General features: G+C 49.9%; 11 protein-coding genes. 5 read left to right on the top strand and 6 right to left on the bottom strand.

Going from position 1 to position 12,530, the window contains the following annotated elements:
- Positions 1-64: 64 nt before the first annotated feature.
- Complete coding sequence (locus IC230_RS10315) at positions 65-3,517, top strand: PKD domain-containing protein (RefSeq protein ID WP_191038908.1); 3,453 nt, start codon at positions 65-67, stop codon at positions 3,515-3,517.
- Positions 3,518-3,555: 38 nt separating this feature from the next.
- Here IC230_RS10315 and IC230_RS10310 read toward each other — a convergent pair whose 3' ends face one another.
- From IC230_RS10310 to IC230_RS10300, 3 genes are all read right to left on the bottom strand, one after another.
- Positions 3,556-3,996: a nuclear transport factor 2 family protein gene (locus IC230_RS10310; protein WP_191038907.1), complete on the bottom strand. Its 441-nt coding sequence runs from the start codon at positions 3,994-3,996 to the stop codon at positions 3,556-3,558.
- Positions 3,997-4,099: 103 nt separating this feature from the next.
- Positions 4,100-4,705, bottom strand: a complete 606-nt coding sequence (locus IC230_RS10305; protein WP_191038906.1) for a DinB family protein — start codon at positions 4,703-4,705, stop codon at positions 4,100-4,102.
- Between the two features lie 30 nt (positions 4,706-4,735).
- A complete protein-coding gene (locus IC230_RS10300) occupies positions 4,736-5,536 on the bottom strand; it encodes a hypothetical protein (RefSeq protein WP_191038905.1) in 801 nt (266 codons plus the stop codon).
- Positions 5,537-5,843: 307 nt separating this feature from the next.
- Here IC230_RS10300 and IC230_RS10295 point away from each other — a divergent pair, with 307 nt between their 5' ends.
- From IC230_RS10295 to IC230_RS10280, 4 genes are all read left to right on the top strand, one after another.
- Entirely contained in the window at positions 5,844-7,730 is a 1,887-nt protein-coding gene (locus IC230_RS10295) for a M1 family metallopeptidase (RefSeq protein ID WP_317171781.1), read from the top strand.
- Between the two features lie 269 nt (positions 7,731-7,999).
- Complete coding sequence (locus IC230_RS10290) at positions 8,000-8,383, top strand: hypothetical protein (protein WP_191038904.1); 384 nt, start codon at positions 8,000-8,002, stop codon at positions 8,381-8,383.
- 167 nt (positions 8,384-8,550) lie between these two features.
- Positions 8,551-9,786, top strand: a complete 1,236-nt coding sequence (locus IC230_RS10285; protein ID WP_191038903.1) for a multidrug effflux MFS transporter — start codon at positions 8,551-8,553, stop codon at positions 9,784-9,786.
- Between the two features lie 331 nt (positions 9,787-10,117).
- Positions 10,118-10,735, top strand: a complete 618-nt coding sequence (locus tag IC230_RS10280) for a trimeric intracellular cation channel family protein (protein ID WP_191038902.1) — start codon at positions 10,118-10,120, stop codon at positions 10,733-10,735.
- On the opposite strand, the gene IC230_RS10275 is transcribed toward IC230_RS10280, so the two are convergent.
- From IC230_RS10275 to IC230_RS10265, 3 genes are all read right to left on the bottom strand, one after another.
- Positions 10,736-11,149 carry an immunity protein YezG family protein gene (locus IC230_RS10275; protein ID WP_191038901.1) on the bottom strand — a complete coding sequence of 138 codons (414 nt, stop codon included), beginning with the start codon at positions 11,147-11,149 and terminating at the stop codon, positions 10,736-10,738.
- A gap of 4 nt (positions 11,150-11,153) precedes the next feature.
- On the bottom strand, positions 11,154-11,609 hold the full coding sequence (locus IC230_RS10270) for a YybH family protein (RefSeq protein ID WP_191038900.1): 456 nt from the start codon (positions 11,607-11,609) through the stop codon (positions 11,154-11,156).
- A 132-nt stretch (positions 11,610-11,741) separates the two neighbouring features.
- Positions 11,742-12,491, bottom strand: a complete 750-nt coding sequence (locus IC230_RS10265) for a YMGG-like glycine zipper-containing protein (protein ID WP_191038899.1) — start codon at positions 12,489-12,491, stop codon at positions 11,742-11,744.
- Positions 12,492-12,530: the final 39 nt, after the last annotated feature.

Below are 12,530 nucleotides of genomic sequence, written 5' to 3'. Positions count from 1 at the left end.
AAAGTAAATAAATTGTTTGGATAGATTGTATATATTTACGACTCTATCTATCCATCCATACAAAATGTATTTTACAACTTCGCTACGATATTGTATAGGTTCGGCTGTAATCACCCTATTTTTTATTTGTTCATTTACAGCAAAAGCCCAACTAGTTGACGTTAATGCCTGTCAGGGTAACTTAACCCGCTGCGTTTCGGAAGCCGACACCGCTTATGTGATGTGTTTCAACGTAATTCCAGCGTCCATCTGCTCGTACAAAAAATTCACAATCAAGTGGGGTGACAATACGCCAATCGAGACGAAAAGCGGGCCAGGTCCTGTACGGGTAGAGCACACCTATAAGCTGGGAAATTTTGGAAGAGACTGTCTGTACGGGGGTATCTTAAAATACAACATCGAGATTGAAACCGACTGCCCGGGCGATAACATCATCCGAAAACTAGTGTTCCTGGTGAAGCCTAGTATTCGGTTGGCGATCCCCGATGCCTGCGAAGCGAAACCTGTTTTTTTTCGAAACAACACCTGTCCCAACGCAAGCGATATCGCAAACGATACAAAATATAGCTGGAACTTCGGCGATAATACGACTTCGACGCTCGATAATCCTACGCATACTTTTCCGGCTACTCAAAGCTCGTATACGGTTAGTCTGACGGCGACGAATTCCTGTGGCACGGATGCCAAACAGTTTACCGTACCGATCAAAAAAACACCCGTAGCGAGTTATACCGCTGTGGGCTATGATTTCAAGGCGCAGGATACGCTGGGCGTCTGTCTATCGAATGGGGGCGTTCTGTCGCTCGATGCCACGACGTCGATTGATGCGTCGCGCTATCAATGGAGTATTACGCCCAACACTTACCGATATGTTCAGAACACGAACAGCGGTTCGAGCGTCGTGAAACTGCAATTCACCCAGACCGGAAACTATACGATAACCTTAACGGCGCTCAACGACTGCGGTACGTCGAAACCCTTCGTCTGTCAGCACCGTGTGATCGATTTACCGCCTTTGACGTTACTGCCACAGCCCGACAGTTGCGCATCGTTTCGGTACCGACTGATCAATCCCAATCCAAACGCTACGTATACGTTCAATGGGCAACCGCTCGCGCCGAATGCCGATGTGGAAGCAGCTTTATCACCAACGCCCTACATTGTCCGGGGGGAGTTGCGCAATATGTGTGGCACGCGCGTCATGAGCGATACGTTTTTTGTACAGGCTCCACAAGCCGTACGGATCACGACTCCGAACATCACGACACCCGACCGCAAGACGGCCGTATGCGCTGCGTCAGCGAGATTTCCTCTACAAACTAACCTCCCAAATGGAACGTGGAGCGGCTCCGGAAGAGCGTTGATCGAAACGCAGGGCACCAATACGTTCTTTAACCCAAAAACAACGGGACAGTATGAGCTGATCTATTCGCGCGGCAACGGCGTCTGTCGACGTAGCGACACTATCCGAATTGCAGTCGAGGGTGGTCAGGTAACAGCCTACGATACGGCTATTTGCGGCAACACGACCTTTGTGAAACTGCGCAGTTCGCTGCCGGGAGGCGTCTGGCGTAGTACTGCTTTTCCAAACGCCGTTCGTAACGATACGTTATTTCTAAATGGAATCACGGCGACCCAAATACCGGTATCGTATGAACTCGGCATCGGTACGGCAGGGTGCCCAACCCGCGATGATGCGGTTGTGTCAATCGGGCGTCCGAAAGCGGATTTTAGCATAACCGGCGCCTGTAGTGGCTCGGCGGTACAGATTCAGAACACGTCTACGGCGGCTACTACGTTCCGATGGTTCCTGAACGGCCAGACCAATCCCATTTCAACCGATCGGCAGCCAACGATAAGTCTCCCCGCCGGCCAGAACCGATTATTATTGCAGGCCGGTTCGGGCGGATGCGTCGATACAATCAGCCGGGCCGTTCGGCTGGTAGCCGCTCTGGCTCCCGTTTCGTTTACCCCAAGCCAGACAACAGGTTGCTCGCCCATGACCGTTTCGTTTGGCGTAGCCGGAACCGCTAATCCAGATGCGCAGTATAGCTGGAATTTCAGTGATGGCTCGACCAGTACGGTATTTCAGCCGCCCGTCCATACGTACCAGAATCAGACCCGGCAGGTGCTGACGTTTCCGGTCAGTCTGACAGCCCGGAATGCCTGTGGTGTACAATCGTACTCAGCCGTGGTGACCGTTCGGCCATTAGTTCAGGCTGATCTTGGTGTGGATTCGACTACGTTCCGCTGCTCGCCCGCCCGAGTGAAATTCTCTAACCGGTCAACGGGTCAAAGTCAACCTGCTTTGTGGCTATTCGGTGACGGAAGCAGCCCGTTCCATTCATCGACCGATACGTTGTCGCATCCGTTTTCGGCTCGTGATAGTACCCAAACGTTCCGGGTGCAGCTCATTGCCGCCAACGAGTGTGGATACGATACCAGCCGCGTATCGATCCGCATTTCGCCTACCTTAGTCCGACCGCTCTTTACGATTAGCAATCCAACGCCCTGCCCAGGCGAACCCGTTACGTTTACGGACGCAACTACCCCGAAGCCAATCCGGTGGATATGGCGATTCAGCAACGGGACGGTTCTTACACAAGCCAATCCGCAACAGGCGTTTACACAACCCAACACGACGTATTCCGTTTCGCTGACGGCCATTACGGAGTGTGGCTACGATTCGACGCGTAAATCGATTCGTACGGGACAATTGCCAACGGGCGATTTTCAATTTAAATCACAAACCGCCTGTCAGGGGCTACCCATCCAGATCACTAATCTAACCAGTCCATCTAACCGGTTTCGCTGGAATTTTGGCGATGGGTCGGCTATTGACTCCGTGACGCATTCCCCAACGCATTCGTACACAAATCCGGGGAGTTATACGGTTACATTAACGGTTCTTGGTGCGTCAGCGAGTTGTCAGAATAAATTCCCCAAAGTGGTTACCATTCGTCAGAAACCGCAGGCCACCATCACGGTTGAGGGAAATGCCGAACAGTGTGCGCCGGGGGCTATTCGACTCGTCGGCTCAGCAGCGAACGCCGATGCCTGGGATTGGTACGTGAGCGACGGACGGCAGTTAAGCGGTCAGACCGTTACGTTGCCGTTGTCTCAACCAGGGCCTTACAGTGTTTCGCTGGTCGTGTCGTCGGGAGGAGCCGATTGCCAGAGTTCGACGGGATCGCAACTGGTTGGAACAGCCATTTCCTGCGAGGTTTTTATACCCGATGCCTTTTCGCCCAACGAAACAGACAACATTGGGCGAACCTGGACGCTCTTTGGCGCTGGCATTCAGCAAATTCAGCACTTACGCGTTCGGAGCCGATGGGGCGAAGTCGTCTTTGAAAAACAGAATTTTCCAGCCAACAGCAGCCAGCCCGGCGAATGTTGGGATGGAAAATTCAACGGACTGCCGATGCCCGCAGGAAGCTATACCTTCGAAGCAGAAGTTCTGATGAAAGGCGATACGTACGTGCAGCGGGTCGGCAGTGTCGCTTTGTTACGTTAGCTGCTAACCCACCACACACCGGATTTTACTGAGAAAGATCAGGCACCCAGTTGTTTGCTAAAACTGGCGTGGTCCCAGGTAATGTCCAGGTTCGTAATCCGGTCGGCTTCGTCGAAATGGAACACGAACACATGGTCACTGTTGAAGTGAAGGCCTTTGTTGGTAATACCCAGAAAATCCTGCGCCTGTGTTCCAAAGATCGTCACGTGCGCCGTTACTGTGTCTCCGTCGGCTGTCAGGCTATCAACGGTGTTGTCGAGGTTCGGAAAACAGTCCATGAGCAATTGCCACACGCCTTTGCCAAATTCCCAGAATGACCCTTTCCCATCGTCGCCCATGGGCTGAAAATGCACGGTCGCGTCGGGCGTAGCGAGTTGGATCATGCGGGCCGTATCCATATCCTGATAGGCCGAAAAAAAAGCCAGACAAGCCCCTTTGCGTGTCTGTTCAGTAAGTGATGTTTTGTTAAGAGTTTCCATCGTTTGTTCGTTTACTTGTTGGTTGGCATAAGGGTAAGGGCATGGGGCAGAAGGTACCCCGTATACGTTTTTAGTCCCTCTGCCCCCTGCCCTTACCCCTATGCTATTGCGCTTTCGGGTAATTCGGATGTGCTTTGATCTTGCGGATCTGACGCATGTGCCGATCGACATGCCCCCACTGAAAAATATATACCTGATGCATGTTTCGACGAGCATCCGTACCGGTGAACTCGAAACAGGAGCGCATATCCGCCCGGGTTGTATCGGTAAATGCGATGTGCTGATTTCGTAATTTCGTAAAGAACGTCAAATTATCTTTTCCTTTGATAAACCCTGTCGGGCGCGAAAAATCGGGCGATTTGTGGGGCGTATCTTCCATGATCCAGTTGGCATAATAGCTATCAGGCCGACTGGTTTTATTCAGTTCAGGCTGGGGTTTTGAGCGCGTTCCAATGCTGATTTCTCGTGCCCAGATAATTTCCCAAAGAGCCAGATGTTCAACCACTTCGGCAATGCTCCAGCGATCGGGTGATTCATGAAAGTGCCACTGAGTATCCGTCAGATTTTCGACTTCACGCGTGATTTCGTCGCGGGTACGTTTGAGGTTATCGACTGTGTATTTCCGATCGGCTTCCGTCCAGAGTTTTTGTGCCCGGCTGACTTGTAGGGTCAACATCATAGCAACGAACGTAATCATTACTTTTCGCATGATTATTGCGTTGGTTATCAGAACAATTAATTACTTTGCTGGTGCTTTCATGAAGACTTCCCTCAGTTGGACTCCCCCGCCCTGCTGCACGTACCGGCCTTGTTCAAGAGATACGTCAAACGTAACGGCCTTTCCTTCCCGTTTGCCATCTGTTGGCCACGACCAGAATTCATTCGTTTCGGTTAACGTAGTGCCGTCGAACTGATACATGGCGCCACCTGCTCCGTTAAACTGCTTCGTGACAGGATTGTAGTACGCATAAACCACCATGGGATAAGCGAAAATTTTAACTACCTGTATGTTTTTATATTTGCCTTCCCCCAAACGGTCGGCTCCCCACTGGCCTTCTTTCATGAACCACGTTCCTTCCAGTCCCCGATTTTTCAGCGGCTCAGTGGTCGTAATACGTTCGCTGACTTCATTGATGGGATAGTTTTTGTACTTGTCGGAGTTCATAACCCCGTATTGTTCATACTGCCTGTCACTGACTTTGTAATCGAGCGAAAAGACGTTACCCACGGCCGTTGAATCCCAGGAGTAAAAACTTACTTTTTCGATGTACTTTCCATTCTTGAGCTCGTATGTGCCGCCACAAGCGCCATCGAAAGGCGGTCTGCCTTTCCGTTTGTCGTTGTAATAAGCGCCAAACCAGTAACCATCTCGAAATACTTTAATGACCGTAACCGAGTCGCGGGCTTTCCAGTTAGTCATGGAACCGTACTTGTTTTTTGTCTGGCGAAACGCGCCATTGAGTTTGCTGACCGGCTCGTCGGACTCGAATGCCAGCAGGGGCAGCAACGTAGTGAGGAGGATTGATAACTGCTTCATCATTATACCGTTTATGTGGATTTGATGACAAAGCTACCGGATCATTAGGGCGCAGAATTGTAAAAATGCGACATTCATAAAGCCGAAGTGAGGACAGCTTTAACGCTATGTCCAATCGATGTTGTAACACTTCGCTTGTGAACTCTTACTTGTGTTACTAACGATGTACCAATGAAGCGCAAAAAGTCTGGCTATTGTGCTATGAATGGCATGTATTACGTACCTAGTGCAACCGATCATCCTTTTTTATGGGTCACACATTTTCGAATCCGTTAACTTGGATGCTTGATTCATTAAACCAGCACCAACCGTGTCAACGTATCGAACCTACCTTCCGATTTTCTTTTTCTTAGTAACTACAGTCCTAAATCTGGCGCAGGCACAAAGTCTGTACATGCCCCGTAACGTGAAACAGGCGTACCAGAAAGGGACGCGTTCGATGGATGGTAAACCGGGTAAAAATTACTGGCAGAATTCGGCCCGCTATACCATAACCCTTACGTGTACCCCACCAAATCGCACGATTCAGGGAAGCGAAGAAATCACCTATATCAACAACAGCCCGGACACGCTGAGTTTTCTTACGTTTAAGTTATTCCTGAATAGCCACCGGCAGGGTGCCATTCGCCAGCAACCCGTCTCGTCAGACTACATGACATCGGGCATAAAAATCGACCGGTATGCCGAAAACAACGTGAATCGCATGTGGCGGGATGCGAACACGACCGTACAGCGAATGCCCCTAACGAAACCGCTAATGCCGCATGACTCCGTTAAGCTTTCGTTCGACTGGCATTACGACATTTCCGTGGAGAGCAACCGCGAAGGGAAGTTGGATTCCACTACGTTCTATCTCGCTTACTTCTATCCACGCATAGCCGTTCGGGACGATTATTATGGCTGGGATACGATGCCGTTTACCGAAGCGCAGGAATTTTACAGTGATTTCAACGATTACGTTATGAACGTAAAGGTTCCGGCCAATTTCATCGTCTGGTCGACCGGTAACCTGCAGAATGCCAGCGAAGTGCTTCAACCCACGTTCGCCAAACGCCTGACCGAATCCATGCAGACCGATTCAGTCATCCACGTAGCAACGGCCAAAGACGTTGCCGCCCGGAACGTAACGGCCCAGCAGGCCAGTAACGTCTGGCGTTGGACAGCCACCAACATTCCCGATATTGCCTTGTGCATCAGCGATCAGTACGTCTGGGATGCGTCGAGTATAGTAGTCGATAAAAAAACCGGTCGGCGATCGAGTGTGCAGGCCGCTTTTAAAGATAATGCCAATGACTTTCACCACATGGTCGATTTCGGGCGGCATTCACTGGATTGGTTTTCGAACAACTGGCCGGGCATTCCGTATCCTTATCCGAAAACAACTATCGTGCAGGGCTTCGCCGATATGGAATACCCGATGATGGTAAACGACAGTCCCACGCCCGATCTGAATTTTTCGCGTTTTGTGGCCGAGCATGAGATTGCGCACACCTGGTTTCCGTTCTACATGGGCACAAACGAAACCCGCTATGGCTTCATGGATGAAGGTTGGGCCACGGCGCTGGAACATCTGATCATGCAGGCAGACCTCGGCAAAGAAAAGGCCATTGCCAATTTTAAACTATTTCGGGTCGACAACTGGATCAAGGACCCGTCGGCCGAGCAGGATTTACCGATTATTACGCCCTCTAACATTCTGAGCGGAGCCGCACTGGGCAACAACGAGTATGGAAAAGCAGCGCTGGGTTATCTGGCCGTTAAAGACTTACTGGGCGATGAGCTGTTCAAAAAAGGCTTGCACGAGTTCATGAACCGCTGGAACGGAAAACATCCAACACCCTGGGATATGTTTTTCAGTTTCAATAGCGGATCGGGAAAAGATCTGAACTGGTTCTGGAACAACTGGTATTTCAGCAACAATTACATCGATTTCGCCATTCAGAACGTAACAAACTCCCCTACCCAATCGGTCATTACGTTACAGAACATTGGCGGCTACGTAGCGCCGGTCGACGTGGTCGTTACGTTTGCCGATGGGACCAAAGAAACGTTTCACCAGACACCGGGCATCTGGCAGGCTAATCAAAAACAGGCGACGCTGAAGCTGCCCATCAAAAAGAAAGTCCAGTCGGTCGCTTTAGAAGGCGGGATTTTTATGGATGCCGACGAGACGAATAACAGTTGGAAAGCGAAGTAGATTTTCTGGCGTGCGTGCAGGGTCCAAACTCGATCAATAGGCTGTTTATCTCTATCAACGAATCATTCTGATCTATCAAAAGCCCAATAATCAACAAAAGGCACTAATAATCAGATTATTACATAGAAACCGGCTATTGGTCGACGTTCGATCCTTCCCTATCGATTTCATTTTTTTATCCTCATGAACAGGCGTTGTTTTGTCTCAGAAGTCGGGAGCACTACTGCAACCGGGAATCACCAAACAACTCACTTTTAAACGATAAAATTATGAAAACGCTAATCACTTCGTTACTCTTTGCCTTGGCTATTGCAGGATCGTCAATCAGTTTCGCGCAGGACGGTAATGCCCTTGCTGATTTAACCCCAATTACACAAACTACGGTTCGACCGGTTCTAAATGGTAAAGTTGATGTAGTTGTCGGGAAAACAGACAGTAACCTATTGATTGAGGTTGTCGATCAGCAGGGCCGAACGTTAGCCAATAAGTCGATCAACAAACAGGTTGTTCCCAGCCGTATTCGCTTTGACCTCAGGGAGCTTCCCGATGGAGTTTATGAACTCGTTATAACAGAAGGCAATACTCGTCAGGTGAGTGATATCGTTTTGAATACCCACACATCAGCGACCTACCGAACCGTTACGATGAGCTAGTCCCAACGCTTAATCAAGAGAAGCCTTCTCATTCTGAATCAGACTGGGAAGGCTTTTGCATGACACGTAGTGCATTACGTCAAGTAGGATTTTTGATGCATTTCACCCATGCGGAACAATCGTTTCTCGTTGAACGTCTTTATACTAACTATCTCTTGTTTGTGCGCATGACTCGCCGACAGCATTTTGTCATTATCCTGATTTTAGGAACGCTTTCAACCATTAGCCCCTTCTCGATTGACATGTATTTGCCGGGATTTCCGGCCATTGCCAAAGACTTGCACACCTCGATTGCTCAGGTTCAATTATCCTTAACGGCTTATCTGATTGGCATTTCGGTCGGCCAGCTTCTATACGGCCCTTTGCTGGATCGGTTTGGTCGAAAACTTCCCCTCTACGCTGGCCTGGTCGTCTACATGCTGGCATCAATAGGCTGCGCATTAAGTACGTCCATCGAAACGCTGATAGCCATGCGGCTCCTACAGGCGCTTGGGGGCTGCGTCGGTTTGGTAGCAGCACAGGCTTTAGTACGTGATCTGTTTCCTGTCGATCAGATTGCCCAGGTGTTTTCTCTGCTCATACTGGTTGTCGCGGTTTCGCCCATGATTGCCCCTACTGTCGGTGGCTATGCAACTGAGGCCTTGGGCTGGCATTCCATTTTCATTATTCTGTCCGCTATTACGGCTCTGATTCTGGTAGGAATCTATTTCGCCTTACCCGATGGTAAACAGCCCGATACTACTCTCTCGCTACGTCCGAAAGCCGTGTTAGGCAGCTTTTTTACGGTATTGAAGCAGCCCCAGTTTCTGACATACGCGCTGGTCGGTGGTCTGGCTACGTCGGCACCGTTTGCGTATCTGGCTGGTTCGTCCGATGTGTTTATGAATATTTACCACGCCAGTGCGCAGGAATACGGCTGGATTTTCGCTTTTCTGTCCATCGCGGTCATCGCCCCAACCCAGTTGAATCGGTTTCTGCTCAGGCGTTTCAGCAGTGAGCAAATCATTCTCACTACTCTGACGTATCAATCAATTGTTGGGCTCTTTATGATCGTAGGAACCTGGGCGGGGTGGTATGGACAATATGGACTGATTGCGGTTCTGTTTCTGTTTTTATGTGGGCAAGGCATTACAGGCCCGAATGCCACAGCGCTTTCGCTGGCCCCGTTTGTGCGTCATGCAGGCAGCGCAGCCGCGTTGATGGGGAGTTTTCGAATGGGCTTTGGCGCTATCGTTTCCGGGGCTGTCAGCGCGCTTCACAACAATACCGCCCTTCCGATGGTTGGCGTGATGATGATTTGTGCCGTTAGCGGATTGGTCATTCTCCTGATTGGTCAACGTACCATACGCTACCTGGCGAGCAAAAATCCGGTTGATGAGCCAATGGCGGAAGTTCTGCTGTAGGAAAAAAAAGTAAAACCTCAATCCAGGTAAAGGAATTGAGGTTTTTTCATAGCGTTGAGTAAGGGAAAACATCTGTAGGGTGATAGCTGATTCGCTTGGCGTATCATAGGGATATTGATGTTTTCAAAAAGAGTAAGTGCGAATTTGATGCCAGAATGCATCGTTTTTGTTAAGACCGTGATTATAAAAAGCTTGCATCTATATAGCTTAATTTAACGTATCCGACCTGTACAGAAGTTGAGTAAAATTTCCACAGATTTGTAGGTACATTTACCTAAGTCAGTTATTAAAATAAGCCTCATGTGGCTTACAGTATGCAGGCCAAGTTAGTATGCTACACATCTTATACATTGTTGCCATAACCGCCGAAGCCATGACAGCGGCTTTATCGGCTGGTCGCCGGGATATGGATTGGGTAGGCGTCTGTATCATTGCCTGGATTACGGCACTGGGCGGAGGCACAATACGGAATATCCTGTTTGACCATTACCCAATGGCCTGGGTCGAACACCCCGAATACCTGCTGATAACCGCTGGAGCTGCCCTTTTTACGCCACTGATTGCGTCGTTTATGGGTCGACTGAGGAAGCTGTTTTTGTATCTGGATGCCCTGGGTCTGGTTGTATTCACCATTATTGGCTGCCAGATCGCCCAGGATATTCACCTCCCGGTTACTATCATCGTCGCCAGCGGAGTCATAACGGGTTGCGCAGGTGGGGTTCTGCGAGACGTATTGTGCAATGACATTCCGTTGCTTTTTCGGAGAGAAATCTATGCCAGTGCGTCACTCGTGACAGGTGGCGTCTACGTAGCAATCGACCATTGGTACGGCAATCCAACAATCGCCATGCTGGCTGCTGCGGCAATAGGACTAACCCTGCGTTTGTTATCCATTCGATACGACTGGCACATGCCCAAATTCATCTATCGGGACAAATGGGAACACTAACTATACCGTAGTGTCCTCATCTTCCGACCCATATTTGGCCTTACGAATTTCCATCCACTCGCGGGCCGTACCGCCGTTGTTAAAGTGGTCATCTTCGTCCTGAATTTCCTGATCCCAGCTAAAATCGGTGGTGAACTTACCCTGGGCGGTTAAGTCAATCTGTAGCAGATTCGCACGGGGTTGGCCTTCATTCTTTCGATGCAGGTACAGTTCCTGAACAGCCTCAGTCACCTCATCGGGGAAATCGGTGCTTAAAGGTTCGGCCTCCCCTGCCGGTGTTAGATACGTACCGTCGAATTCAATCTCCTGTCCATCCGACAATAGTTGAACGTTCAGCCGGGCAATCGTCCAATCGTCTGGAATAACCGAACTGATGGCATCGGTCAGTACGTCATAAATTTCATTCGTTGTCATGAGACTAGTTTTTCAGTTGAACAGGCAGGTCTTCCAACTGCGCGTAACTTAGTTTCCAGGTATTGTCGGCACCTTTTTTCCAAAGCAGAATATAATTTCCTTCACCGTACGCATGCGGATCTTTAGGATTGACGGGCAGTACGTCCACGGAAAATGTACCGGCTTCGTAGGCCGTCTGGCTATCGGTACCGGAACTTACTACGTTGGTTTTTAAGTCCGTAAGCGTTGGCAGCGTTTCGCTCACCCACTTGCTGGAGACTTCGGCTTTCCCTTTAAAATGCGTGTTGCCTTGCAGAAAATGTATATCATCGGCCAGAAACGAGATAATTTTTGCCGAGTCTTTATTATTCCAGGCACCAATAAATTGCTGATCGAGCTCCTGGACATTGACCGTATCGGTCGATTTTGAACAGGAACTTACCAGGACAGCAGCGAACAGAAGGCAGGAGGATAGTTTCATGATGGTTGCGTTAATTATGAATGATGGACCAAACCCATTGACGATTTAGGCGGGTTGATTCAGCATTTAGATTGCCTGAGCGAACTACGCTGGTATCAATCCTGAATCAACCCGTCTAAATCATCCCTTACTTTACCAGCTTTTCCGACGATACTCGGATGTTGGGTACGGCGACGACGGATCACCATACGTATCGTTTGGTAGGAAACCAGGTTTCAATACGTACGAAGCTGGTGGCTGACTGGTATCCATTAAACTAGTGGCCTGAATACTAGGTGCAACGGCCGCTACGGCAACGGCTTTAGCAACTTCCTGTCTGGTCGGAGGAGTCGTGTTTTTCGCCACCGCTTTTGCCTGTTCGGCTCTGTCCGAAGCCGCCCGATCAGCAGCCGCTTTTTCAGCCGCAGCTCTTTCAGCGGTAGCCCGTTCCGCAGCCGCTATTCGAGCCGCTTCCGCTTGTCTGGCGGCTTCTGCTGCTTTGTTTTTGTTATCCTTGTGCTTACCGATGGCATAACCGGCAGCCCCACCTACAACGCCACCGATAACGCCACCTACGACGCGATTTCGCTTATTGATGATCGCGCCAGCAGCGGCACCAGCACCCGTTCCAATGGCCGTACCGGTTGCCTGCGGACTCCAGCGTCGTTTGGCACTCTTCCCAACGGCATAACCCGCCGTTCCACCGAGTACACCACCGGCAACTCCGCCAACGGCGCGATTTTGTTTATTGATAATAGCGCCTAAAGCAGCTCCTGCACCGGCTCCAATGGCAGCTCCTTTTGCTCCGGTTCCCCAGCCTTGTATTGCCTGTGCCTCAGCGACCTGGCCAACGACACTAATTGTCAGCATACCGAATGCAACAATCTGATGTATCTTTTTCATGATAGTAATTGTTAAACTGATACGATGGCTTACAAATGA

Source organism: Spirosoma validum, from assembly GCF_014699035.1.
GTDB classification, from domain to species: domain Bacteria; phylum Bacteroidota; class Bacteroidia; order Cytophagales; family Spirosomataceae; genus Spirosoma; species Spirosoma validum.
This window is presented reverse-complemented; position numbering and strand designations above follow the sequence as displayed.

Excerpts from the sequence above, each read along its gene's own strand:
- IC230_RS10315 (WP_191038908.1), top strand. The coding sequence starts at position 65 with ATGTATTTTACAACTTCGCTACGATATTGTATAGGTTCGGCTGTAATC.
- IC230_RS10310 (WP_191038907.1), bottom strand. The coding sequence starts at position 3,996 with ATGGAAACTCTTAACAAAACATCACTTACTGAACAGACACGCAAAGGG.
- IC230_RS10305 (WP_191038906.1), bottom strand. The coding sequence starts at position 4,705 with ATGCGAAAAGTAATGATTACGTTCGTTGCTATGATGTTGACCCTACAA.
- IC230_RS10300 (WP_191038905.1), bottom strand. The coding sequence starts at position 5,536 with ATGATGAAGCAGTTATCAATCCTCCTCACTACGTTGCTGCCCCTGCTG.
- IC230_RS10290 (WP_191038904.1), top strand. The coding sequence starts at position 8,000 with ATGAAAACGCTAATCACTTCGTTACTCTTTGCCTTGGCTATTGCAGGA.
- IC230_RS10285 (WP_191038903.1), top strand. The coding sequence starts at position 8,551 with ATGACTCGCCGACAGCATTTTGTCATTATCCTGATTTTAGGAACGCTT.
- IC230_RS10280 (WP_191038902.1), top strand. The coding sequence starts at position 10,118 with ATGCTACACATCTTATACATTGTTGCCATAACCGCCGAAGCCATGACA.
- IC230_RS10275 (WP_191038901.1), bottom strand. The coding sequence starts at position 11,149 with ATGACAACGAATGAAATTTATGACGTACTGACCGATGCCATCAGTTCG.
- IC230_RS10270 (WP_191038900.1), bottom strand. The coding sequence starts at position 11,609 with ATGAAACTATCCTCCTGCCTTCTGTTCGCTGCTGTCCTGGTAAGTTCC.
- IC230_RS10265 (WP_191038899.1), bottom strand. The coding sequence starts at position 12,491 with ATGAAAAAGATACATCAGATTGTTGCATTCGGTATGCTGACAATTAGT.